The sequence below is a fragment of the Acaryochloris marina S15 genome (assembly GCF_018336915.1).
Taxonomy (GTDB): domain Bacteria; phylum Cyanobacteriota; class Cyanobacteriia; order Thermosynechococcales; family Thermosynechococcaceae; genus Acaryochloris; species Acaryochloris marina_A.
The window spans coordinates 4,218,839-4,244,593 of record NZ_CP064923.1; the positions used below are offsets into that span (position 1 = coordinate 4,218,839).

General features: G+C 46.4%; 22 protein-coding genes and 1 tRNA gene. 10 read left to right on the top strand and 13 right to left on the bottom strand.

Annotated elements, in window-relative coordinates; genetic code table 11:
- The first annotated feature begins 376 nt into the window (after positions 1-376).
- The 6 genes from I1H34_RS19320 to I1H34_RS19345 all read left to right on the top strand — a co-directional run bounded on the left by I1H34_RS19320 (position 377) and on the right by I1H34_RS19345 (position 8,313).
- Entirely contained in the window at positions 377-1,261 is an 885-nt protein-coding gene (locus tag I1H34_RS19320; RefSeq protein WP_212662598.1) for a pentapeptide repeat-containing protein, read from the top strand.
- Positions 1,262-1,533: 272 nt separating this feature from the next.
- Positions 1,534-4,320 (top strand): GAF domain-containing hybrid sensor histidine kinase/response regulator, encoded by a 2,787-nt coding sequence (locus tag I1H34_RS19325; protein ID WP_212662599.1) that lies wholly within the window; start codon positions 1,534-1,536, stop codon positions 4,318-4,320.
- A gap of 444 nt (positions 4,321-4,764) precedes the next feature.
- Complete coding sequence (locus I1H34_RS19330; protein ID WP_212662600.1) at positions 4,765-6,405, top strand: ATP-binding protein; 1,641 nt, start codon at positions 4,765-4,767, stop codon at positions 6,403-6,405.
- A gap of 20 nt (positions 6,406-6,425) precedes the next feature.
- Complete coding sequence (locus I1H34_RS19335; RefSeq protein ID WP_212662601.1) at positions 6,426-7,103, top strand: response regulator transcription factor; 678 nt, start codon at positions 6,426-6,428, stop codon at positions 7,101-7,103.
- A gap of 134 nt (positions 7,104-7,237) precedes the next feature.
- The gene (locus I1H34_RS19340; RefSeq protein WP_212662602.1) at positions 7,238-7,915 is read left to right on the top strand and encodes a hypothetical protein; all 678 of its coding nucleotides are present in this window, start codon (positions 7,238-7,240) and stop codon (positions 7,913-7,915) included.
- Positions 7,916-7,944: 29 nt separating this feature from the next.
- Entirely contained in the window at positions 7,945-8,313 is a 369-nt protein-coding gene (locus tag I1H34_RS19345; protein WP_212662603.1) for a hypothetical protein, read from the top strand.
- Between the two features lie 16 nt (positions 8,314-8,329).
- Here I1H34_RS19345 and mgtE read toward each other — a convergent pair whose 3' ends face one another.
- Complete coding sequence (mgtE, locus tag I1H34_RS19350) at positions 8,330-9,646, bottom strand: magnesium transporter (RefSeq protein ID WP_396124654.1); 1,317 nt, start codon at positions 9,644-9,646, stop codon at positions 8,330-8,332.
- 407 nt (positions 9,647-10,053) lie between these two features.
- Here mgtE and I1H34_RS19355 point away from each other — a divergent pair.
- Together I1H34_RS19355 and fba are read left to right on the top strand one after the other, a co-directional pair.
- Positions 10,054-10,125, top strand: a tRNA-Lys gene (locus tag I1H34_RS19355).
- 140 nt (positions 10,126-10,265) lie between these two features.
- Positions 10,266-11,345, top strand: a complete 1,080-nt coding sequence (gene fba / locus I1H34_RS19360) for a class II fructose-bisphosphate aldolase (RefSeq protein ID WP_212662605.1) — start codon at positions 10,266-10,268, stop codon at positions 11,343-11,345.
- Between the two features lie 190 nt (positions 11,346-11,535).
- Here the strand turns inward: fba and I1H34_RS19365 are convergent, their stop codons facing one another.
- From I1H34_RS19365 to I1H34_RS19380, 4 genes are all read right to left on the bottom strand, one after another.
- Complete coding sequence (locus I1H34_RS19365; protein WP_212666345.1) at positions 11,536-13,215, bottom strand: M23 family metallopeptidase; 1,680 nt, start codon at positions 13,213-13,215, stop codon at positions 11,536-11,538.
- Between the two features lie 748 nt (positions 13,216-13,963).
- Positions 13,964-14,425 (bottom strand): tRNA (cytidine(34)-2'-O)-methyltransferase, encoded by a 462-nt coding sequence (locus I1H34_RS19370; protein WP_212662606.1) that lies wholly within the window; start codon positions 14,423-14,425, stop codon positions 13,964-13,966.
- A 26-nt stretch (positions 14,426-14,451) separates the two neighbouring features.
- Positions 14,452-15,597, bottom strand: a complete 1,146-nt coding sequence (gene gshA / locus I1H34_RS19375) for a glutamate--cysteine ligase (protein WP_212662607.1) — start codon at positions 15,595-15,597, stop codon at positions 14,452-14,454.
- 326 nt (positions 15,598-15,923) lie between these two features.
- Positions 15,924-16,631, bottom strand: a complete 708-nt coding sequence (locus I1H34_RS19380) for an alpha/beta hydrolase (protein ID WP_249369402.1) — start codon at positions 16,629-16,631, stop codon at positions 15,924-15,926.
- Positions 16,632-16,964: 333 nt separating this feature from the next.
- On the opposite strand from I1H34_RS19380, the gene hisA reads away from it, so the two are divergent.
- Positions 16,965-17,738, top strand: a complete 774-nt coding sequence (gene hisA, locus I1H34_RS19385) for a 1-(5-phosphoribosyl)-5-[(5-phosphoribosylamino)methylideneamino]imidazole-4-carboxamide isomerase (protein WP_212662608.1) — start codon at positions 16,965-16,967, stop codon at positions 17,736-17,738.
- A 409-nt stretch (positions 17,739-18,147) separates the two neighbouring features.
- Here hisA and I1H34_RS19390 read toward each other — a convergent pair whose 3' ends face one another.
- From I1H34_RS19390 to I1H34_RS19425, 8 genes are all read right to left on the bottom strand, one after another.
- On the bottom strand, positions 18,148-18,444 hold the full coding sequence (locus I1H34_RS19390; protein WP_212662609.1) for a hypothetical protein: 297 nt from the start codon (positions 18,442-18,444) through the stop codon (positions 18,148-18,150).
- 265 nt (positions 18,445-18,709) lie between these two features.
- A complete protein-coding gene (locus I1H34_RS19395; protein WP_212662610.1) occupies positions 18,710-19,093 on the bottom strand; it encodes a hypothetical protein in 384 nt (127 codons plus the stop codon).
- A 96-nt stretch (positions 19,094-19,189) separates the two neighbouring features.
- Positions 19,190-19,384, bottom strand: coding sequence for a DUF4177 domain-containing protein (locus I1H34_RS19400; protein WP_212662611.1), 195 nt, complete (start codon positions 19,382-19,384; stop codon positions 19,190-19,192).
- 120 nt (positions 19,385-19,504) lie between these two features.
- Positions 19,505-19,966 carry a VOC family protein gene (locus I1H34_RS19405; protein ID WP_212662612.1) on the bottom strand — a complete coding sequence of 154 codons (462 nt, stop codon included), beginning with the start codon at positions 19,964-19,966 and terminating at the stop codon, positions 19,505-19,507.
- Positions 19,967-20,102: 136 nt separating this feature from the next.
- Positions 20,103-20,669 (bottom strand): hypothetical protein, encoded by a 567-nt coding sequence (locus tag I1H34_RS19410; RefSeq protein WP_212662613.1) that lies wholly within the window; start codon positions 20,667-20,669, stop codon positions 20,103-20,105.
- Positions 20,670-20,863: 194 nt separating this feature from the next.
- Positions 20,864-22,246 (bottom strand): UDP-N-acetylmuramoyl-L-alanine--D-glutamate ligase, encoded by a 1,383-nt coding sequence (gene murD, locus I1H34_RS19415; protein ID WP_212662614.1) that lies wholly within the window; start codon positions 22,244-22,246, stop codon positions 20,864-20,866.
- 72 nt (positions 22,247-22,318) lie between these two features.
- Positions 22,319-23,365 carry a zinc-dependent dehydrogenase gene (locus I1H34_RS19420; protein ID WP_212662615.1) on the bottom strand — a complete coding sequence of 349 codons (1,047 nt, stop codon included), beginning with the start codon at positions 23,363-23,365 and terminating at the stop codon, positions 22,319-22,321.
- 123 nt (positions 23,366-23,488) lie between these two features.
- Complete coding sequence (locus I1H34_RS19425; protein WP_212662616.1) at positions 23,489-24,334, bottom strand: acyl-CoA desaturase; 846 nt, start codon at positions 24,332-24,334, stop codon at positions 23,489-23,491.
- A 159-nt stretch (positions 24,335-24,493) separates the two neighbouring features.
- Here I1H34_RS19425 and I1H34_RS19430 point away from each other — a divergent pair, with 159 nt between their 5' ends.
- Positions 24,494-25,726: a methionine gamma-lyase family protein gene (locus tag I1H34_RS19430; RefSeq protein WP_212662617.1), complete on the top strand. Its 1,233-nt coding sequence runs from the start codon at positions 24,494-24,496 to the stop codon at positions 25,724-25,726.
- Positions 25,727-25,755: the final 29 nt, after the last annotated feature.

The window sequence follows — 25,755 nt, forward strand, 5'->3', positions numbered from 1 at the left end:
TGGTCCCCATCAACAAGCTAGATAGCAGGTGCTGGCATACTTCTCATGTTTTTTTGGATCAAAACCTAATTTGAAGACGACAACTAAATTTCAGGTTATCTTTTTTCAGTATGGTGACTCAAGATCAGAATAGATGTATTGAGGTACCGCAAAAAGCTTGATAGACAATAAAACATGCTATCTTGTCCAAAATCACAGCCAAGTTCAGCATTCAGAGAACCAGGGGAGTAGTTTGACTGAACCAACTTGGTTTCACCACGAGACATCCATCAAAGATTGATGATGTCATTATTTTCTTGTTGAGAAAATTTTGTCTATATAAACAGACTGATTTATTTTCACAAGTTAGAAAAATGAGTGCAATTGTGCAGACCTTATGAATCTCAAATCTTTAAACCAAGTATCAGATGAAAGTCAGGCGTCTAAAGACTATGAGCCTGCAGAAACGGCCCAAACTCCTCAATTCAGTTATCAAGACCAATTAGTGCAACTGGCTCAACAGCGTGATCTTGAAGCTCTGACCACACTCATTGATCAAAAGCTAGCTGAACAGGCCGTGAAGGTCGCTGAAATTGAGTTCAAAAATAATTTGCTACAGCTCAGCATAGAGTCTTCAGAGATCCCTGAGCAGTCCATTGTGGTGCCACTGTTACGAGATTATTTGAGTCAATTACGATTGCCTGAATTAACTGCAGTGACTATTTATGGTCAGAAACTCGGTCAAGAGCTGCCGTTTTGGATGGAAGAAGTGGCTTTAGATTTGCTGATTCTAGATGCTCAAGCTATAACGTCTCAACCCACGACTAACAGCAGTGGTGAAGGGGCAAGCCATCCGGTTACTCCTTTACCTGATGCAGCGCCGTTACCGAGTGAAATCGCCCTTGACATAACAGCAAAGTACGAAGCAGGTGAGCGCAACTTTGCTCGCATCAACCTCAAGGATGAAGCGTTGCCGGGGATTAATTTGACCTTAGCAGACTTACAAGAAGCCAATTTTGTATGGTGTAATCTCAGAAAATCGAGTTTGAGCCATGCAAACCTCACGAGCGCCCAGTTGCGCCATGCAGATTTAACCAATGCCAATCTTCAAGGGGCTAAGTTACAGGGAACTGATTTACAAGGGGCCAAACTACAAGGGGCCAACTTAAGCTGGGCCGTTTTACGAGGCACCAACTTAACAGATGCAGACTTAACAGATGTGAATTTTCAAAATGCTACGTTAGAGCGTGTGATTATGCCCGATGGCACTATGCTAGATTAGCTTATTGTCGGGTTTTGCCTCCCTATTTCTTAATAGCCATTACTCGATTTCCAGGTATATTGGATTTTCATTTATGAATGAAATTTCAGGTGCCAGACAAGTGAATTATTTCTAGAGATAGTATAAATTATTCTCAATATACGGTCTCAATAAAACCCTAGTCAGAAAATATTTTTTTCTAATAGAGATAAGTATCTCAAAATTTTTTGGGCACTATTTTCTATAGAGATCTATTACCTGTCTAGCATTATCTTGCAGGTGGAGTTATTTGAATGATTATTCCTGAAACTGAACCTCCTCGTATACCTAGCTCTTCTAAACAACCGACGATAGAACCATTGAATGTAGAAGATAGTACACTTACGCCTCAAACTGAAACCCAACTCAAAATGCAATTACAGCAAGCTATTTTGTTGGGAGAAGTCACAAATGAGATTCGACAAAGTCTTGATACAACTACAATTTTTCAAATCGCGGTCGATAAAGTTCAGACCTTATTGCAAGTCGATCGAGTCGCTATCTTTCAATTCGATCCTGCCACAAATTATAAACAGGGTGTTTTTGTAGCCGAACAAGTTATTCCTGTCTATTACTCTGCCGTAGCTGCCCGAGTCCAAGATGATAGTTTTGGCGAAAATTATGCGACTAAATATCAGTTGGGGCGGGTATTTGCAGTCGCCGATGTCTATGATGCAGGGCTCAGTGACTGTCATCTCCAGATATATGAACGCTTTCAGGTCCGAGCGACGTTAGTTGTACCTCTGCTTCAAGGAGAAAAATTATGGGGGCTGTTGTGTATTCATCAATGTTCGCGACCCCGGGCATGGAAATCAGTAGAAATTGATTTCATTAAAAAGTTAGCGGATCAGCTCAGTGTGGCCCTTAAGCAAGCGGAGTTACATGAGCAAGCCCTAGAAAAATCCCAGCAGCTACAAAACGCCCTTAATCAAGTAGAGGCTCAAAAAGAGCGAGAAATATGGCTCGCCCAGTATGAGCGCAATATCACCCAAATTATTCAAAATATTCACCAAAATCTAGATATTGAGGATATTTTTAAGGCTACGACCCGTGATATTCGGCAGTTTCTAAAATGCGATCGCGTTGCTGTCTACACCTATTCCCCTGAAGAGACGGGGGAATTATTTTTAGAATCGTCCAATGCTCACCTAACACTCTTAGCCGAGGGCAAGGGGGCTAGCCTCTGGCTAGACGTCTACTTAAACGCAGCCCCAGACAATGCCAGAGACTGTATCCCTTTAGTGACTGATATTGATCAGCAACACCACGCCCAAGGACACTTAGTCTTCCTTGCACAATTCCAGATTCGTGCATATATGCTCGTTCCCGTCTTTATTGGTGACCGATTTTGGGGCTTGTTAGTCACTTGCCAGCAAACGTCACACCAATGGGACGACATTGAACAGAGTCTTCTGCGACGAGTTGGCGATCAATTAGGTGTGGCCTTGCAACAAGCAGAATTAATGCATCAACTCCAAATGTCCAAGGATAAGGCAGAATCAGCGAATCGGGCCAAAAGTGCTTTTTTAGCCAATATGAGTCATGAATTACGGACTCCCCTCAATGCCATCTTGGGATTTAGCCAGCTTCTCAATCGAGATCAAAATTTAACTCCCAAGCAAAAACAAACCCTTACCTCAATTAATCGCAGTGGTTCTCATTTATTGAATCTCATTAACGATGTTTTGGAAATGTCCAAAATTGAGGCAGGGCGGGTCTCACTCAACGTCAAGAACTGTGACTTGATGAATTTATTGGATTCTATCCAAGAAATGTTTTTGCTCAAGGTGGAATCGAAGGGGTTGACGTTAATGGTTGATAAAGCCCTGGATTTGCCACCTTATATTCGTACCGATGAAAGTCGACTGCGGCAAGTCTTGATCAATGTATTAACAAATGCCCTCAAGTTCACTGAACAAGGGAGTGTTGCTCTTAAGGTATATACCCAAAAGTTACTATCCCCCGATTTAATTCCCACCCTTGACGATGCCCCCGTGGCCGAAGAAAATCAACCCAATATCTATCTCTGCATTGATGTGGAAGATACGGGGGTCGGTATTTCTGAATCTGAAATGGGCAATCTGTTTGAAACATTTACCCAAGCTTCAGCTGGGCGAAATTCTTCAGAAGGAGCCGGGCTAGGCTTAGCCATTTGCCAACATTGTATTGAGCTGATGGGCGGCAACATCCTCATTGATAGCAAGGAGGAACAAGGAACTACGGTCCAGATCCAGGTGCCTGTAATGGCAACCCAGGCTAAATCGGTGGATCACTTAGATGTCCCCATGGTGCTGAGTCTAGCGCCAGGACACCCTCACATTCGTATGCTCGTCGTAGAAGACAATCCAGAAAATGCCCAGATTGTGATTGATTTAATGACCTCTGTCGGGTTTGAAGTGCAATCAGTGGTAAATGGTCAACAAGCCGTTGCCTGCTGGCAAACTTGGCATCCCCATGTCATTTTGATGGATTGGCAGATGCCCATTATGAATGGATATGACGCAACGCAAACCATTCGCACTTTAGAACATCAAACCGTATCTGATAGCAATACCGAGGTCTCTCCAGATACCATCACCGGCTCATCGGTAAAATCTCCCCTCAACAACACGATTATCATTGCCCTCACTGCCAGTGTTTTTGAAGATACAAAACAGGAATGTTATGAAGCGGGCTGTGATGATTTTCTGCGAAAGCCTTACCAACAAAGTGTTCTTTTTGAAGTACTCGCTCAGCATCTAAATATTCAATATCTATATGATGAATGCCCTCAAGATATCAATACTTTACATACCTCTAGTTCTCAGAATATGAACCAGGGAAATATTGAGTATCAATTATCCCAACTCCCCAAACAGTGGTTAGTTAAACTCCACCAAGCAGCCATTGAACTAGATGAAGAGCAAATGAGTCAGCAGTTTGTAGAGATTACATCTGACTATCCTTACTTAGCCACACATTTAACGAAATTATTCCAAAATCTGCAGTTCGATCAAATCGTAAACCTAGCTCAAGCAGCTCTTCAAATCAAAAATCACTAATATCATTTGTCCGATCTTCAATACAGTTCAGATCCGAAAATCTATAACAATCCTTATCTCTATTTTGTCCATTTAAAATATCTTTCCTTACCGACTGAATAACCGACATCAAACTTGCAAAGAATTACCAACAAAAGATTTAGGCCTATCAAAATCCACGTCAAGAGCTAAATTCAGAACCGTCTTATACCAGCAATATTTCACAAAACCAGATATTTTATTTCTTTTTTAGTCTCTACCCTAGATAGGGAAAGGAGCACACTTAACGGGAGAGAACTCTAGTAAAGATACGGAGGAATATCTACCTATTTTTTTTTAAGATCAGTAAAGCATTAGCTAACCCTTGAAAGAATCCAAGCTGGTTTGTTCCTTTAGCCGTGCAAGTATCTCTATTATTGCCAACAATATGGGAGACACAAACTTCAATAGATTAAATCGCGAACAATGAAAAATAGCACTGCGAATATTTTGATTGTTGATGACAACGTGGACAACCTAAATGTCTTAGCTGGAATGTTGGCAGAACAAAACTATAAAGTCCGACGAGCCATTAATGGGGCAATTGCACTCAGAGCGATAAAAGCATCGATCCCTGATCTAATTTTGTTAGATATCATTTTGCCGGATATGACTGGATATGATATTTGCACCCAATTAAAACAACATCCGACCACTCGGGATATCCCAGTGATCTTTATTAGTTCTCTCAATGACACCGAGGATAAAGTTAAAGCATTTGCAGTGGGTGGCGTGGATTATGTCTCTAAACCCTTTGAGATGGCTGAGGTCTGCGCCCGGATCCGCAACCAGCTAGAAATTCAGTTTGCCAAGGCAGAAATAGAATCCCTCAATGCCGCTTTGGAGCAACGGGTGCAAGAACGGACCGCCGAACTGACCGCCGTTACCGTAACGTTAGAGAAGCAGATCCAGGAACGCCAAAACGCCGAACAAGCATTGCGACATAGTGAAAGTCGCTTTCGAGCCATGATTGAAAATGCGTCTGATCTGATCCTTTTACTCGATCCACAGGGAATCGTTCATTACTCTAGCCCCTCTGTAGAAAGGAATCTGGGATACTTCCCCACCGATTTGAATGGACAATCCCTCGTGAATTTACTCCATCCACAAGATCAGTCTAATGTGACTCAATTATTAGCAGAGGTACTAGCAACTCCAAGCAAAGTTGCCGTTCCTCTAGAAATCCGTTGGCAACATCAAGAGGGACACTGGTGTACTTTAGAAGCGATCGCCCAGCAGTTTTCTGATACCACCGGATTTTCTGGCATTGTGGTCAATGCCAGAGACATGACCGAGCGGCAGAAAATGGAAGCCATGCAACGCGCTTTAGAACAGGAACAAGAGTTAAGTGAGCTTAAACTCCGATTCTTTTCTATGGCTTCCCATGAATTTCGGACGCCTTTGAGTGTGATTCTGATGGCAGCTCAGATTCTAGAAAGTTCTGAATCCCAGACCCTAGACACCAAGCAACAACGGAATATTGAGCGCATCCATACGAGCGCTCAATATTTGAAAAAGATGTTGGCGGATATCTTGGATATTGCCCGGTTAGAAGCGCAACATAGGGAGTTCAATCCACGACCCGTTTGTGTGAAAACGATGTGCGATCGCATCCTGGATACTCAGCAAACCTCCCATGGAGGACTTCCCAGAATTCGATGTGCCTATACGGGGCTATCTGCTGAAACCGCCCTAGATCCTGATCTGTTCCAGTCCATCCTGAACAATTTGCTGGCAAACGCTCTCAAGTATTCAGCTCCAGAGCAGTGGGTGCAGGTCAAATTAAGGCAAGATTTAGACCAAATTGAATTAATCATCATCGATCAAGGCATTGGTATTCCCAAAGCCAATCAACCCCAATTATTTGAAGCCTTTCATCGGGGTGATAATGTCGGTGAGATCGAAGGATCGGGCTTGGGATTAGCTATCGTCAAAAAATGTGTTGATCTGCATGGCGGTAATCTTTCATTTGTAAGCAAGACTTCTGGCACCACGTTTACAGTACGATTGCCGATCCATACCAATCTGCACCAAGCTGATCCACTGTTCAGACAGACCGTAGCTTAAGCCGTAATAGTAGGGGGGACATGAGACTTTTACTAGTAGAAGATGACTATCCATTGGCAGCCGTTTTTGCCGAGGCCCTGGAAGATTCTGGCTATATCGTCGATGTCGTCCATGATGGAGAAGCCGGTTGGTATCAAGCAACGGAATCAGAATATGGCATTATCCTGCTCGATTGCATGCTGCCAAAACTCGATGGCTTGGGGCTATGCCAGCGGTTACGTGCCCATGGCTACACCATCCCTATCTTGATGATGACAGCCCGAGATGCCAGTACCGATAAAGTTTTGGGTTTAGACGCAGGAGCTGACGACTATCTCGTTAAACCCGTTGATTTACCAGAGTTGTTGGCTCGGATTCGTGCCGTCCTGAGGCGCGGAAAAGCAACGCCTTCCCCCTTGTTATATTGGGGCGAGCTTTGTTTGCATCCCTTAAACCATGAAGTAACCTATGCCAGTCAACCCGTTAAGTTAACCCCCACGGAATTTTCGCTGCTAGAACTATTTTTGCGCAGTGGCTTGCGGGTACTCAGTCGCAAAATTATTATCAGTCATCTTTGGGATTTAGAAGATCCCCCTGGCGAAGAAACCGTCAAAGCCCATATCAAAGGGTTACGGCAAAAACTAACCGAAGCTGGCGCACCCAAGACGTTCATCGAAACAATTCGGGGCGTTGGCTACCGGATGCAGCCGATTCAGTAAATCTTCCCGCTTTCTTCCCGCTTTCTCCCTTTTCTCTTTACTCTCCCCAAATATATTAGGAATAGGTCACACCTAAGTGACTTTTCGTTTGACAACGCACATTAAAGCAATCTGCTGGCTTTATAGGGGGAATTATGACACTAGCTACTTTTCAAGCATCAGACTCGACGAATGTCTCGATTGCACAACCAGATTTATATGTATCACTCTTAAACAAAAGTTTCCTGTTTTCCTCATCTGGAACCCAGGAAGATTATGCCCATCAATTATTAGAGTTAAATGGTCTTGCCTGTCAGCTGAATCAACTGCTCCAGCAAGCCCCTCAGCACCATTGTGCTCAAAGTGCTGTGGGAGTTGTCATTCCAAGTGGTTTGACCGCTAAAGAAGCCTATCAGTTAGGAACGGAACTTGGCCAGCAAGAACATCAGCATTTTGCCGCATTAGCCTTACCCACCCAACGATATCTGTTGCCAGAACAACTACTCGTATTAAGTGACTGGTGGTCCCAGTCTTATTTGGCCCATTATGGTCAATTACTGATTGATGCTACCCAATCATCCGATACCTATATTTATCTAGAGGTACTGAGCACCTCTCACATCACCCTCAAGCAAGACGAACGCCATCCTGATTGCGCCTTCTATGGAGGAATTATCGCTGGCTTTTTTAGTGGCTTAGTCAACCGTGATTTTGAGGTCATTGAGCCGAATTGGTGGCAAGCAAAGGGCAAACGTTGCCAGTTTCTGATGGCCCCCCAAGCCGAGCTAGATGCTCAATTCTTTTGGCAGACCGTTGATACGTTATCAACTTAGTGTCGTGCACTGAAAAAAGGATGATGACCATGATTACAACCTATTCCACTCCCACGACGACTGAGCGCATCAGTAATGATGTAACCACAACAACCTGTTATTACATTCGCAAGCTGCTAGCGACCTATTCTGGTGAACTACAGTCCTTTATTGTTGAAGGAGCAGGGATTATTGCCGATGCGAAATCTGATCTCAATCATGTTTTGGAAAGCTTATATTTAGACGAACCAGATATTAGTGTGATGGCTCGCGAGCTGGAAGTTCTGGCCCAACTCCATCAGAGTCTAAGGGGCCAAACCAACGCTGGCATAAGCATTCCAGGCCAATTAATGGAGGTAGAACGGCGGATGTTCTGGATTTTAGGTCTTAAGAGAATCGACCGTCCTGAAAGAGGTTAAGCCATCCCTGGATGACTTAAGTTCTCTCCAAAATAAACCGAGCCACCGCAAAGTAGATAAACACACCCAACACGTCTACTGCGGTGGTAATAAACGGTGCTGACATCAAGGCCGGGTCAAACCCAATCGCCCTAAATACAAAGGGCAAAGCTGATCCGGCAACGGAGGCCAAAATCGAGATGGCGATCAGACTGATACCGACTGCGATCGCAACCGCTAAACTCCCCTGTAGAAAATAGGCCCAAATCACCACAATAGCCCCCAACATTAGGCCTAAAATGGCACCCGCCGAGGCCTCCCGCTGAATCACCCATAGCGGATGATTGGCCTGGGGCTGATCCACATTCAGACTGCGAATAACCACCGTTGAAGACTGGGCACCTACATTGCCTCCAGTCCCGATTAACAATGGGATAAAACTAGACAGAGCCACAACCTTCTTGAGCATATCTTCCTGGCTATGAATCACTGCAGTTGTGCCTGTGTTCGTCAACAGCAAAACCAATAGCCACACCACCCGTCTACGGGCAACCGTGAGCAAATCCGTCTGAAAATAATCATCTCCCCCAGATTGCACCCCTCCCATGCGGTAGATATCTTCAGTAGTTTCTTCTTCAAAAATATCGATAACATCATCAACGGTGACAATACCGACGAGGCGCTCTTCCCGATCGACAACCGGCATCGCTAGAAAATCATAGCGTTGGATCGTGCGGGCCACCTCTTCCTGGTCGGTATCCGTACTCACAGACACCACATCTCGGGTCATGATCTCACCAATAGTCTGCTCTGGTTGGGCGGTCACCAAATCCCGCAAAGAAATAATTCCCGTCAGGTGGCGGGCAATATCCACCACATACAGGTAATAAACCGTTTCTGTAAACCGAGCTAGACTCCGAATGCGTTCCAATGCCTGAAAGACATTTAAGTTCTCTTTTAAGGACACATACTCCGGCGTCATAATCCGCCCCGCTGTTCCTGCCTCATATCCCAACAGAAAAGCGGTAGCCTGCCGTTCAATCGGGCTAAGCTGCCCCAGCAAACGGCTCACAACCTTAGCTGGCAGCTCATCAAACAGACGGGCTCGATCATCTGGGGACATCTTATCCACAATGTCTAAGACGTCTTGCCGCTTAAATTCTTCGACTAGGGATTGCTGAACATTGGAATTGAGGTTCTCATACACCTCAATTGCTTCATTCTTGGACAAAAGACGAAAGGCAATAGCCTGTTGGGCTTCGGGTAACTCTTCAATCGCTTCAGCAATGTCTGCAGGCTGAACCGGAACGAGCAGAGCTTTAGCACCTTGCAAATTCCCTTGCTCTAACAGCATCAAAAGTTGAGATCGCACCAGCTCTCGCAATTCCCTGCGAGAAACCACTTGTAATCTGGAATCAGCATTTTCAGTCAAGCCCGATCCTCTTTAGATATACGCCCTGTAGTGCTGGCAATCCAATCATTAGGCAGCCACAGAAAAAGTGACCCCCTACTGTATAGGTTCTAAAATGTAGGTCTACTCAAACACTGCCAGCCCTTAGTTTACGCTATTGTGAGAGCGACTGTAGGAAATGCTGGTTTTGGGACCATTGCCCCGCTCTTTTGCCCCATTTAGCAGGCCCATGTAGTCTTAAAATGTTATCTGCAGGTGATAGATAAAAACTGCAATATGCCTCCCTCTGCACATCTAGTCCCAAGTTATGTTAGGGTGGGTTCCTGTGTTAGGATACATGGGCCTCAGAGGGGTCGCTAACTCAACGGTAGAGTACTCGGCTTTTAACCGATTAGTTCCGGGTTCGAATCCCGGGCGACCCATTTTTATGAATTCGATACCCCAGACTTAAGATTAAGCTACCGGACAACCCGCTAGACAGGGTAGGATATCTAAAGATTAGCGTAAGAATTCGGCGCAGTTTTCGCTTTTTATCGATGACCAACATTTAGGAGGATCAACTATGGCGCTCGTACCAATGCGTCTTTTGCTCGATCATGCCGCTGAAAACGGCTACGGCATTCCGGCATACAACGTAAATAACATGGAGCAAATCATCTCCATTATGCAAGCTGCAGAAGAGGCAGATAGCCCTGTCATCTTGCAAGCTTCTCGTGGTGCCCGTAGCTATGCGGGTGAGCACTTTCTCCGCCACTTAATTACAGCTGCGGTTGAGTCCTACCCTCATATTCCTATCGCCATGCACCAAGACCATGGTAATAGCCCTACCACATGCTATTCCGCCATGAAAAATGGGTTTACCAGCGTCATGATGGATGGCTCCTTGGAAGCAGATGCTAAAACCCCTGCCAGCTTTGAGTACAACGTTGATGTTACTCGTAACGTTGTGCAAGTCGCTCATGCCATCGGCGTCAGCGTTGAAGGTGAGCTGGGTTGCTTAGGTTCCTTGGAAACCGGTCAAGGCGACAAGGAAGATGGTCATGGTTTTGAAGGAACTCTCAGCCGCGACCAGCTACTCACTGACCCCGACGAAGCCGTTGAGTTTGTTGAGCAGACTCAAGTAGATGCCCTAGCCGTTGCCATTGGCACTAGCCACGGTGCTTATAAGTTTTCTCGTAAGCCCACCGGTGAAATCCTAGCCATTAGCCGCATTGAAGAAATTCACAGCCGCTTGCCCAACACTCACTTGGTGATGCACGGATCATCTTCTGTGCCTCAAGAGTGGATTGATATGATCAATGCAAACGGTGGCAAAATCCCTGAAACCTATGGTGTTCCTGTAGAGGAAATCCAAAAAGGAATCAAGAGCGGTGTTCGTAAGGTCAATATCGACACCGACAATCGTTTAGCCATTACAGCAGCTATTCGGGAAGCCGCATTCAAAGATCCTAGCAACTTTGACCCCCGTCATTTCCTGAAGCCTTCCATCAAGTACATGAAGCAAGTTTGCTTAGCTCGTTATGAGTCCTTTGGTACTTCTGGACAGGCAAGCAAGATTAAGCAACAGCCCCTAGACATTTTTGCTGTCAAATATGCCAAGGGTGAGTTGGATGCTACAACCAAGAAAACTGTAACTGCCTAAACCAGAGCTGCAATCTCAGGTGATGCAATTGCAACACCTGAGATTGCTCTTAAGCATTCCCATTACAGCATTGCTAGTCTGCTTAATAGGGAAGCGCTCTAGGTAAAAGCGAAGACTAACTTAATCAAGACATCAAGAAGGCCGTAAGAGATCTCTTACGGCCTTCTTGATGTCTTATGAATTCTAGAACCTATAGCTTTCTGAGGAAGGGGACGGGGTTAATCGCGCCTTTACCAGCAGAATGCAGTTCAAAATGAGTATGAGGGCCAGTACTCAGTCCAGTGCTCCCCATCTCAGCAATCTGTTGACCTTGGTAAACAGATTGTCCTACGCGCGTTTTAATGCGGTGGTTATGGGCATATAACGTCAAACTACCATCGGGGTGACGGATCTCAACAAGATTGCCATATCCCCAGCGATTCCAGCCCGCAGTGGTCACAATACCCGGTGCAGAAGCAATCACAGGTGTCCCTACGGGGGCAGCAATATCAATACCACGATGGGGTCGTCCCCAACGCCAACCAAACCCAGAGGTTAGAACGCCTTTAGCAGGCCACAAATATTTTTGGGGCCCCGGCAACATCTGGCTAGGTAAATAGCGATCGACAGAAGATAAAGGGGGTAACTCTAAACTAGGGACCTGAGGCAACAGGTTGCGAGTCGCAATTTGAGTCGCATCACTCTTCAACTTCGGACTTGGAGTCGATTGAATCGGTAAGATTGCTACAGGTGGAGAGGCTTTAGTCGAGAGGGATGGGGTTTCGTCCTGGGTTGCTTTAGGCTCTTTGGAGGTTGCAACTGCTGCCTTCTCACCTTCCCCCAACAAATCACTAGGCTTATTCTCTGTCTCAGAATCATTGAGAGCAACAATGTCCTGAACCGTCGTTAACGATAAGGAAAGGGATTGATGGGCAGGAATGCGTAGCTTAGTTTTGGGGCCGATAGAGGCAGGATCACTAATACGGTTCGCCTTAGTAATTTCCGTCGCTGAAACCTGGTAGAGACGAGAGATATCGTCTAAGGTTTCTCCCGGCTTGACTTGATGAACAATCGCTCCCGAATCGATGAGAGCTGAATTTTGCTCGTTCGGGATAATCGTTTGAGATAAATCGATATCGGGGAGGACTGCCAAAGCGGTTGTTGAGTCTACTGCCTCTTCCTCAGTACTATCTTTTGCCAGGGTTGAGGAATCCAGCGAATCAATCGCTTGGGTATTGCTCTCAAGGGTAGAAGACAAATCTAATGGGTTGGCAATAGAGGCTGCGCTCAACTCAACATCAGACTGATCTGATGAAGGCAGAAGCTCATCTAAATCAAGCAGGGATTGACTGGGCAATTCAGCCAACAGTAGAGGCTCAACCTCTAGGATGGCTGATGCGCTGAGTTCTAAGCTCTCCTCAATATTGTCAAGGTCGAGAATATCTATGGCTTCTAACAGATTTTTAGAGGTCAAGGGAGCCATCAGCTCGTCAGCCAACTCCTGAGAAACCCCGACCAAGGTACTCTGGGTGAAAGAGACGCCTGCCTTAGACACCAATGATTTAGAGGATCCTTCAGACTCCAGAGGCGCAGATTTAAGTGCCAGGGAACCCACCGATTTAGGGGTCAACAATGTCGTGGGCCGAGTCCCTAGGTTTGGCTCAGATGCAATGAGTGCTGAGGATGAACGCTGCAAAGTTCGTTGTTGAAATAGCCTGGAGGATTTGGAGAGGTTCTGGTTTGAATAAGCCGATAGCTTATATCGAGGAGAACCGATCAGGTCCGGCAACTGCACAGACGTATGGGTGGATATTTTTTGATGAGCAGAAGAAACAGCAGCTACAGCTGTCTGCTCAGTTGTTAGTCCGCCGATGGCACTGACCGTGATCAAACCTAGAACACTGGCAGAACGAGTTCGACGAAGGAGAGTTGATACCCCTGACGAAGTGATATCAATCTTCTGCGGAATTTCTCGTTTCAATGAGGACCTCCTAGATGCGTAGTGTGTCTCTGATAATGCAGAAACGGAACTGTGTGTAGAACTGCGTTTGAGAGTTGGAATATAAGCTCTTAATTATCTCATAACATTGTTCTTAAATGTTCGAGTGAGAGTCACGGGCGAAGAATCGTATTAGGTAAAAATACCTTGCTTCTCAAAAATAGACAAGTTTTGAGTAGGAGCATGCTTAGCCTGCTTGAATTAGAACCTTGCCCATGGCCAGCAAACAGTATTAATAAATACATTCGCTCAGAGTGTTCAGCAAAAGCCTCTCACGTTGTTCACAATGACTGAGTGAATAGAAAGCAACGGTATGAGCTGATAAAGTGGCTTCCATTAATCTGCCCAGGAGTCTACCCGTATATCCTGCGTGATACTACTGAATTCTTATATAAACTCATTGAAGGGTGACTAATACCTCCGTAAAAACACATAGAGGAGCTAGCAAACGGTTTGAAATTCGTTCAGTTTTGAATCTAGATACAGATATCTGTCCAAATTAAACTCACGTATTAAAAATACTTATTCGTCGATTAGAGGAAAAAATATTTCGTCTATCCTACTCTAGTTATTTGAATCTGCCAGAATCAAGGGTGGCATGCCCTATGCCTACCGCAAAACTGACTTTAAAGCCTCAAGGTTAAGTCATTAACGCTAGCTGTCTTCGAGCTTCAAACAGCCCTACAGCAGCACTGACCGAAAGATTCAAACTTCTGACCTGTTGATTAGCCATAGGAATGCGAAGAACGGCAAAGCTGTCCTGCAAAACATCTGGGGGTAAACCACTGGATTCACTGCCAAAGATCAGCCAATCATTCTCGCAAAACTGAAATTGCAAGTAGCTATGAGTTCCAGATTTACTGAAGCTAATGGAACGCCCACCTTGTTGCTGCCGCACCTGCTCAAAGGCGTCCCAGGATGTGTGGGTTTGAAGGTTCACAAAGGGCCAATAGTCTAGTCCTGCCCGCTTCAGATAGCGATCTGATATTTCAAATCCTAGAGGCTCAACTAAATGCAGCTCAGTTTGTGTTGCAGCACAAGTGCGAGCAATATTGCCTGTATTGGGAGGGATCTCAGGATAAACAAGGACAACCCGGAGCATGTTGTAGACGTCTGCTGATGGACTCGCTATACCGCTACAGGCTCACATAATTTGTTGCGCAGATCAATCTCTGTTTGAGACATATTTGCGATCGCATCCTGCATCACAGACTGAATCGACTGCCCCTGGCAATACTGTCTCAACCACTGTTGAGCTTCATTCCCTTGATCCAAAATTTCGCGAATTGGAGTCAGGAAACAGCTAAATCCCGATTGTTTTGCCGTCGGCCAAGCTTCGGTATACAACTCTTCAATCCAGTCCCGAGCCAGAATTTTGCGGCCATCTTGCCAATGGGTCAATTCAGCATCCAAGCTATGGGTCGCAGCAGCGATTTCATTGGCATCTGCCAGGGCACATAGATGTTCAGGATCTGTCCTGAAGTTGCTACCGATTAAAGGATCAAGCTGGGGATCATCTAGCAGCTGGAGGATTCGAGCTTCTAGCAGCGCTGTAATGGCTAACAAATGAATGGGATGAGTGACGAGATCACAAATTCTCATCTCCAGGCGATTCAAATCATAGGGACGACGATTGCCGTTGGGGCGCACAGAACTCCACAGATGACGTACATTCTGCATCGTGCCTTGTAGCAATTGTGACTCGGTCCAATCAATAAAATGCTGGTGACTGGTAAATAGAGGCACCTGAGCAGGGGTTTTAGGGAAGACCGCCCAACGGGAAGAATGATGTCCCGTCACTTGATTTCCTAAAAAGGGAGAAGAGGCACTCAAGGCCAAAAACAGCGGAGCCTCCATCCGAACAAGGCGGCAAGCCCGGAAAAGCTGCTCGATGTCGGGAATGCCAATATTGATATGAATACTGGCGGTCACAACGCTCGTACCGTAGGTCTGCTCAATATAGGAATGGTAAGGGTTCTTGGGATCAGACCGGTAAAAATTCTCATGATCTCCAAGGGCTAGGGTACTGCCCGGAATCAGAGTGTAGTCGCCCAAGCTTTGCAAATATTGGCGAAGCTGGAGGCGGGGTTTGAGTAGATCACAAAGAAGGGGATCGTAATGATGAGCTGGGGCAGTCGTATACTCCACGTTACGACTGTCAGGTTCTCGAACAAACCCATCTAAATCGGCAACAATCCGATCGGAGAGACCAACAATCTCACCTGAGGGTTTTCCCGTATACAGTTCTACCTCGAACCCTTTAGAAAGCACCATGCATATCCCTCGCTCTTGTCAAACAGATTATAGGCAGTAGATCTGAATAGACCCTTAGAAAGAGTTAGTAAATTGGATGAGGGCAAACCAAGGTTGAATGTACACTTAAAAATTGAACACAACCAATAAATAGGTGTACTGCTAGCAATGATGTCGCTCACTCGGCAGATCTTTGTTTACATTCTGACATATTTCGGTGCAGGTGTTGGGTAGAGACCCCTACTCCACGGGTCTCCGGCCCAGCCAAAACCTGCATGAGGGCCACAAATGCCGATCATTACCGCTGAGAAAGACTGTTATGGAAGCGCTTTCTATAACGGTTCAACTTATTCCATGAAGGAGCGAATGGTATCTGAGAGAATATCGAGGATTCCAGATTGCTGAATATAGGGTTGAGCTTGTTTTAAGATAGGACCCGCTTCTTTTAAGAGGGGACCTGCATCTTCTAATAGAGGAGCAGCTTCTTTTAGCAAGGGACTAGCTGCACCGATGGCAGGAGCAAATTGCTTACCCTTGGCAATCATAGGGCCATATTTTTGGTAGGCTTCCATCAACCGCTCACCATCTACCTCAACGGTGCTAGTGGGATAGCTCTCAAGGGTATCGAGGATGGTAATTTCCCCATCTCGGCTAGCGTCTAAAACCAGTGCAGAGCGAATAGCCTGACGACTCGCTCGCTTTGAAGGAGGAGACATGATTTCCCCGGCTTCATCCAGCATGGCATCGCCGAAGGGGGTATTGAGTAATTGATCAAGCTGAGTAGAACTAACTGTGAAGGGGCGGGTGAGGATTTCACTCACTTTTTGTGGCTCTTGTTCTGCTAACTCTAAATACACTTTTAGATCGGCGGGGGCACGGCCCGTATCAGCCAATTGACGTAGAGAACTGACGGGAACCGAGCGGGCAATGGGGCCATATTTAAATACAACCTGTTCTGCAGCTCCAGAAGGTAATGCGCTCAACAGCACAGCCGCACAACTTCCGAATAAACAGTTCCACCAATTGCTGTTGATCTGTGATGTTGTTGAACTCATAATGCTAGCGTCTATACCTTTCCACTCTTAAGAATACCCAATTACCATGACCAAATTGTGATTCTGGAGTTCCTGAGGTCTGAGAAGTCTGTGGTATGAGGTCAAGCCAGCGGAGAGTGGAGTAGGATTTGAGGCTGCAGTTGATATTTCACGGAGTAGTCGAAAACTATCGCAAACCTGCTTCAATGGAAAGGGGCTAAATCAGTCTGTAGACTCTGTATCACCGTATCTGAAACCCAATTGAACTCAGATATTAAGGATTGAGAATTGCGTTGGGGTTGGATCGAGTCAAGATGATTCGCTGAAATTTGGTAACTGAAAGGTAAACGGTTTATGGATGTTATCCCTGCTATTGACTTGTTAGAGGGTCGGTGTGTTCGTCTGTATCAAGGGGACTACGACCAATCCCAAGTATTTTCGGAGAACCCAGTTGAAGTTGCCAAAGCTTGGGAAGCTCAGGGCGCCCAATGGCTGCATTTGGTGGATTTGGATGGTGCGAAGACCGGGCAGCCCGTGAATTTAGACACCATTGCAGCGGTGGTGGAGGCCTTGGAGATTCCGGTACAAGTGGGGGGAGGCTTGCGCGATCGCAACCGTGTCACCCAACTTCTAAATTTAGGTGTAAAAAGAGGTATTTTAGGTACGATAGCCATTGAGAAACCTGATCTAGTTCAGGAGCTATGCCAAGAATTCCCTGATCAAATTGTGGTGGGTATTGATGCCCGAGAAGGCCGAGTCGCCACCCGAGGCTGGTTAGAAACGTCTGAGATTCTGGCGGTAGACTTGGCCAAACGCATGGTGACGGCGGGTGCGGCTGCGATTATTTATACCGATATTCAGCGGGACGGAACGCTTCAAGGTCCCAATATTCCGATGCTGCGAGAAATGGCTGAAGCGATTACGATTCCGGTGATTGCTTCCGGTGGGGTCAGCTCCATTACGGATCTGCTAAATTTGCTGGCGTTAGAAGCCATCGGGGTTACGGGCGCAATTGTAGGCAAAGCCTTATATACAGAAGATATCGCTTTATCTGAAGCCCTCCGGGCCGTTGGTCCTGGTCGCTGGCAGGATGTGCCTCCCGATTTAGGCTCTTCTGCGCTGGCCTAGAAGTGACAACGCCACTCAGCAAACCATTCGAACGGGGGTATTGAAAACACCATTCAATACTTCAAGGGCCATTCAAGCTCAAATTCAACGCTCAGAAGAGGATGAGCATGCTCAAGTACCTCGGCAAGAGCTTCAGCACTTTGCCTGTTTCCTTCCCACAGCAAAAAAGTGCTTGAATTCGTGGCTTTATACGTCAATCCATATTGTTTAAGGATAGGGATAGCAGATTTGAGCTGTACCCACACATCCTGAGTCCAGTTCGGATCGGACTCGTGTGGCCAAGAAACGATTATCGTGCCATCCTCATTCGCCATGTACCTAAGCAGTAGGACATAATTAATTTCACAACATTTTTGCTAAAACCCTGGCTTAGCAAGGAAATAGATTGTAATTACTTCTGCTTAAGTGCTTATATATCTTGGATATCTAAAGTTAAAGTAGGCGGTGCAGCAAAGTCTCTACAGTCAATCGCATTCTCTGATAAGGCGATATCAGGACGGACCGAGCATTTGAGACGATAGTCGTTTGTGAAATATTGGCAGTTACTACAGGGGATTTGATGCATCCGATTTGAGACTCGGATACTGTATGCGATCGCAGATCCAATATTCCAAAGTATCAACCCTACAATCCCCCAGGCCAAACAAAAGCCAATCCCCACAAACAGAAAATGAAACGCAGGGGAAACCCACAATTGATAAACCATAATGCCCCGATAACAAAGCCATGTATAGATGGGCAATAAACTACTACCCATCCTTAAGGTAAAACCTTAAAAACAAGGACAAAGCAGGGATCATAGCTTCGTCATAAATATTGCAATCTCTTTACTCTTAGCAATTGAACAACACAATTAAGTTAATCATCACTGAGGCGTTGGAAGTCACTGATTAAGAAATCTGTGGTCTCACTCCCTGACTTTCGTTGAAGGCTCGATCTAAGCAATGTGCAACCGTATTAAAACAGCACTGCTAATAGCTGGAGACATTTCCTGGTAAAACGAATTCACAATGGTCCAACAGTTTCTCACCACGATCATCAAATACGACACTTGGCTTGGGTAAGAACGCCGTGAAGCAATCGTCGATACCTAGCGATATTGCAATCTTACGAGCATATTCTCCACCACCACGGCTCCAGCAAAATAGTTCGTGACCAGCACCCGACATCCGACGTACATATTCTATGGATAGGGGCATTGGGATCTGTTTTGAGCCAAATGTACGGATGAGAGTATCATCCACATCGATATAAATCACGTGTTTCTTTTGATCTGGCGTCATGTAATGCGAAGTTTTTCTGTTTCTTGATCTCTGTCTAAGCATCATTGCCACTGCTCTGTGAGCAACTTGCATTGATTTTCAAGCAACTCTCAACCGATCAGTTCAGCAACTGACGCAACCAATTACGATGCATCGGCAATGCAAGTAAGGAAAATCTTGCAACCGGTGTCATTGCTGTCGCTTGAATATGGCAACAACATCCTGGGAGCCGCCCTGGTGCCTGTTGATATCAAAGGCACTTACCAGTTCCCACCCTTCAGCACCCAGTTGGTTCATATATTCATCCAGTTTAACCTCGTCAAAGTTGCGTTTGAAGACACCCGTGGTTGCAAGCTTAATGGTCTTATATTCAAAGCTAGGCATTCTTCATGTCTCCTGATTTGCGATGGACAGTGGCATGACCTAAATATTGTGGATGCTTGAGTCTTAGTTCAATCTTTAGTGAATTACATCGAAGTTTGGTTTGAGAAGATATCTGGCCAACTACTCAGATATCCCCTCAAACATTTGCTTAGCTGCTTCCTCGATTTCCTTGGGCGACATTTCACGGAGTTGAGTAGTAATTCCCCATTCGTGGCCGAATGGATCACGAACACGGGCAAACCGCTCGCCCCAGAAAACATCAGTGGGGTCCATTAAAACTTCTGAACCGCTATTTCTCATAGTTTTGACCATTGCATCACAATCATCGACGTATAAATGAATCGCCATGGTTGTCCCCCCAAGGCTTTTTGGACTTGGCGTTCCACCATGTTCTGGCAGTTCTTCACTCAGGAAAAACCGAGCATTACCAATGCGAAATTCGCAGTGCATCACATGACCATCCGGCATGTTGAGTAAAAGGTACGGAGCAACGCCAAAAACGTCAGTGTAGAATTCGACCGCCTTTTGAGCGTCGTTGATGCTGAGATACGGAACGAATTCGCAAGAGGTTGGTGAAGGCATTTGTTTATGAAAGTCGGACTGGTGAATGTGCTTTTGTGGGAGTCACCTAACAGATTCACATTAGAGGCGCGAGAAATAATTCAAAGCGTCTACCAAGAGAGTGGTTCGAGTATCCCTTATACGGCAATTAAGACGGCTATTTCCAGTGTGGATTATCGCTAGAAGTAAAGCTGTTAAATAGGGACTCATACCGGCAGCCGTCTTCAGCAACGACAGTGCAGTCAGTTGCATGAATTGAATCACGTAGGCTTTTGATCGGATCGTCAATTTTCGGTATCGACAACACATTCATGATACGGTTTCGAGCGTCCAGCAGGTCTGGATTATCCTCTGCGTATTCACGCTCCATAAAGACAGCAGTCTTTCGCATCTCAATGAGTGAGCCATTACCAGAAAACTTAAGAAGATCACGCCAGTATGGAGCGGTCATTAGAACCGCTAAGAACTCGGTGAGGTCTGATGCAACATGCCCTGCTTGTCCTTCAGAAGTCACATAAAGAATTGGGAGAGTATTTGGGTCACCGTTTCCATATGCAAGAAAAACACCACCTGTTCTTTCACCAGCAATAACTTTAAACGGAGTTTCCGGATCCAACTGGATCCATGAGGAGTCATCAGCAGCACGCAATGTATCGAAGTCAAAGGGCCAATAGAGATCTTCAATCAGTTGCTGGGAGGAGTTCAGATCAGCAATCGTGATCATAATGTGTTCAATATTCGATTTACCGGATATCCATAATTAGAAAGAGAATGTCCTCCTAATAAGAGAGAAATTGATGGCTAGCCTAACGCTCAAAGCCAAGTCATTGCCAAGTTAGAACCTTATAACTGAAGACCCAAATTTACGGACATGAGTCGATAAGCAAATGAAGTGAACTGCCTGTAAAGCGGAGATTATTACAGCAGATCTTGGCATAATTGACGAAAATGATCGCCTCGTTTCTCGAAATTTCGATATTGGTCAAAGCTAGCACAGGCAGGCGATAAGAGCACACTTTTTGCTTGTAGAGAAGGGGCCACATCAGCAGCTCTGGCAACCGCTTTGTCCATCGTTTCTACAACTTCATAATTGTCATATCCGATAGCCTTAAGACGCTGGCTAAAGTCATCGGCTGCACTGCCAATCAACAGCACCTTGGCAGCTTGAGCCTGAATGGTTTGCAGCCACGCCTGATCGTCACCGACCTTGGCTTCTCCACCCGCGATCAGAATGGCAGGATAGTTGACCGCAGCCAGTCCAGTTTGGGCAGCTTCATAATTGGTGGCTTTGCTGTCATTGATAAAATCTACGCCCTGCCAGGTACAAATATGCTCTAAGCGATGAGCCACACCGGGGAAAGTGGATACGGCAGTTGCGATCGCATCTTTCCCAATCCCAGCCAAATGAGCCACCGCAACTGCCAGCAATAGATTTTGCTGATTATGCGCCCCCAACATTCGCATTGATTCAACAGCAACAATCGGCTTACCTTCCACCTTCACCCATCCCTCCTCAATAAAAATATGGGGCACGGGGCAGCGTTGACCATTACAACCATTGGGTAGGCTTGGGCCATGGCTACTCGTCCAATAAGCATCGGACCATCGCCAAGGCAAGCCTTTGATCAAACCCTGATCATCACCGTTGAGAATTTTCTGCTTGGACTGATCGAGGAGTAAGGCCTTAATTTCGCGATAGCACTCAACTGTGCCGTGGCGCTCAAGATGATCGGGGGAGAAGGTCGTCCACACCCCAATGGTGGGGGCTAGAGTGGGTGAAGATTCAATTTGGTAACTACTGACCTCCGCAATCACCCAATCCAGTGGCTCACCCGCTAGGGCCAGCTCACAGGCACTATAGCCAATATTGCCGCAGGCGGGTGCTCGCAGCCCCGCCGCCTTAAAAATCGCTTCGACAATCGCAGTTGTGGTTGTTTTACCGTTGGTCCCCGTAATGCCAATCCAGGGATATTGCTGCAGGTATCGCCAGGCAAGTTCTAGTTCTCCAAACGTTTCAATTCCTTGGGATCTCGCTTCCTCTAAAGCAGGAAGTTGCCAAGGTACACCGGGGCTGACCACAATTCGATCAGGGCGGTCCAGATCCAGTTCGGCCAAGGCAGCCAGGGAAAATTTCAGATTTAAATGGATAGAGATATCTTCTGCAGCTAAAGTCTGCTGAGTTTTCACTAACCCTTCAGATTGGCCTGCATCACTAACATCAACCTGCCACCCTTCACGGCGCAACAGACGAGCAGCCGCGATACCGGAGCGGCCAAGACCAATAATATGAGCAGAAGGCATAGAAGGGAGTACAGTGATTCAGCAATCCTGATCGTATCGCTTGGTGGTCCCTTTGCTCCAGTTAAATGCTCCTTAGGGATAAATTAAAATCTTGTAGGTCTCAGGCCCAGGGGAAACAGCTTGCTCTACTGCATTCGCTAAGTCCTGGAGCGGATAGCGATCGCTAACTAGGGCATCGACGTCAATTCGCTTGTTGAAAATAATGTCTGCTGACTGCTTTTGTAATCGAAAAGAAGAGCTATAGCTGCCAATCAGATCGATTTCGCGGCGATACAAGACGTTGGGATTAATGGGAATCTCGACTTCATCTGGAAATTCGGCGAAAAACAGAATTTTTCCTCCCTTACGGGTGCAGTCGAGGGCTTGAAAAAAGGCCTTATCACTGGGCACTGCCAGCAAACTAACATCCACTCCCATGCCATTCGTCAGATCTTGAATCTTAGTGGCTAGGTCCGGATCGCGGGCGTCAAAAGCTGCTGCCGCCCCCACCTGCTTTGCTTTTTCAATTCGGGTGGGCAAGAGGTCAGTTGTAATGGCTCGGCCCCCGACATAGTTGACCAGCATTACAAACATTAAGCCAATGGGACCCGCACCTGTAATCAAAACCGTTTGCCCCGGCTTGATACCTGCTTTGGTGACGGCCTTCAAACAACAGTTGGTGGGTTCAACAAAGCTGGCTTGCTCAAAAGAAATATCCTTGGGAATCTCGACTAGGCCGCCACGGGTGACGATATGCCCCGGAACCTTCACGTATTCGGCAAAGCCACCCCCGCTCGGGCTAAATCCTGCCGTAGTTGTGATATTTTTATACACCTCGCACATGGAAAAGTTGTCATTGAGACAATACTCACAGTGCATGCAGGGAATATGGTGCAGCACAACTACCCGTTGACCGACGTGCCAGCCCTTAACTTCAGAGCCCACTGCGGCAATCTTACCCGCTGTTTCATGACCAAAGATACGGGGTGGTTCGTAGAGGGGATAGCGAATTTTTTTAATGTCAGACTGACAAAGTCCCACCACTTTGACTTGGACCAGGACCTCATCCTTACCGATATCTGGTTTAGGGACTTCTTCGTAACTGAGTTGATTGACTCCTCGAAAGACTTGAGCTTTCATGCTGTCCCGAACCCTAACTAACGTCTGCCCTCAGCTTATCGTGTTGCTTCCTAGGCCTCAAGCAAAGAAACCCCACCAGCAGGCAGGGTTTCTTTACAAATTTATGGGTGTCCCTAAATGGGTCTAGGCACCATCATTGGCCGCAATCTGTTGCGAACTAGGAAGACGGACTTTATCCGCTAAGCCCAGAGTCTTGAGCAGACTGACCATCATCCAAGTGGTGTCAATTTCCCACCATTGCAAGCCATGGCGAGCAGATTGAGGAAAGGCATGGTGATTATTGTGCCAGCCTTCACCATAGGTCAGGAGGGCAACCCACCAGCAGTTGGTAGATTGATCATCAGACTCATAGGTTTTATAGCCAAACTTATGGGTGGCGCTATTCACAAACCAAGTGCAGTGATAGACCAATACCAAGCGGACGAAAATACCCCAGACCACTAAAGGCCAACCGCCAACGAAGTACAGCAATACTCCAAAGACGATTTGCATCGGGAAGAAATAGTCATCTAAAAACCGATAAAAGGGATCAGTATTGATGTCTTTCGTCAGTTTTTCAATTTCTGCCTCTGCTGGGATTTCATGAATCATCCAGCCCATATGGCTCCACCAGAAACCATTACGGGAGTTGTGCTGGTCCAGCTCCGTATCAGAGTTCATATGGTGATTACGATGGAGTCCAACCCACCAGATCACGCCTCCTTCACAGGCCAAGGACCCACAAAAGACGAGAAAATACTCCAACCATTTCGGGGTTTTAAAACTGCGGTGGGTGAGCATTCGATGCCAACCCAGGGTGATACCGAGTCCACCCGTGACCCAGTGAAAAAATACGGCAAATCCCACGACTGACCAGCTGAAGTTGCTGGGTACGAAGGCAAACAGTGCTCCTACATGAATAGCGACGAGGACCACAATAAAGGTCCAATCACGCTTAAGCTGTGATGGCGGTGTTGTTGCGATAGTCATTTAGTCTCTTTGTAAATGAATATTTCGACAAGAAAACAAGGGTAAACCTTATATAGGATTCTTATACTTGCCTAATCTCCGCCTAAACCAGCTTTGTACGTCCACAACGATAAAAATCAAACCTTTAGTGGCTGTACGTTGTAAAGAAAAAGTTGCTCTATGAAACCCCTTACACAGCTAGAGGCAGCCGAACAGGCAATGTCTCTCATCTTTTCTAAGATTGACACTCAAGTCAAGAAAAACTTAACACAAATATTAAAATCTTTTCATAATTACCGCTTGGGTCCCCATCATTTTGCTAGTGTATCGGGTTACGGTCATGACGATTTAGGCCGGGAAGTTCTGGATCAGGTATACGCAGAAGTCATGGGCGCAGAAGCTGCCCTGGTGAGGGTTCAGTTTGTATCGGGCACCCATGCGATCGCAACTGCTCTGTTTGGCGTATTGCGCCCCGGAGACCACATGCTGTCCGTGGCAGGGGCACCCTACGACACCTTAGAAGAAGTCATTGGCATCCGCGGAGAAGGACAAGGCTCCCTAAAAGATTTTGGGGTAGAGTATCGGCAACTTGAGTTAACGCCAACCGGAACCATCGATTGGCAGGCCTTAGAAACCAGTATTCAGCCCCAAACTCGTCTCGTCCTCATTCAACGATCCTGTGGATATAGCTGGCGACCCAGTCTGAGCATTGAAGAGATTGGCAAAATCGTGGACCGGGTCAAAGCTCAAAATCCGAATACCATTTGTTTTGTCGACAACTGCTATGGAGAATTTATTGAAGACCGTGAGCCCCCGGCCGTGGGAGCTGATCTGATTGCAGGTTCACTAATCAAAAATCCCGGTGGCACCATTGTCACAGCAGGTGGGTATATTGCTGGTCGCCGCGATCTAGTTGAAGCCGCTGCCTGTCGATTAACCTCGCCCGGAATTGGCTCAGCCGGAGGGGCTACCTTGGATCAAACCCGGCTGATGTTTCAAGGGTTGTTTTTAGCACCCCAAATGGTGGGGGAAGCCATGAAGGGCAATCATTTAGTGGCCCATGTGTTTCAGGGACTGGGGTATCCCGTTAATCCCTTACCAGAAGCGCCCCGACGAGATGTAATCCAGGCGGTAAAGTTAGGATCGGCGGAAAAATTGGTGGCTTTTTGCCGGGCTTTTCAGCAATATTCACCCGTGGGCTCTTATCTCGATCCGATGCCCGCCCCGATGCCGGGCTATGACAGTAATTTAGTCATGGCAGGCGGCACCTTTATCGATGGCAGTACCTCAGAACTCTCTGCGGATGGGCCGTTGCGAGAACCCTATATTGTCTTCTGTCAGGGAGGGACTCACTGGACTCATGTTGCGATCGCATTAGAAGCTGCCATTGAAGCCGTAGGCCCCGGCCCCTAATTAATCAAAAGGGGCCTGTTGATGCAACA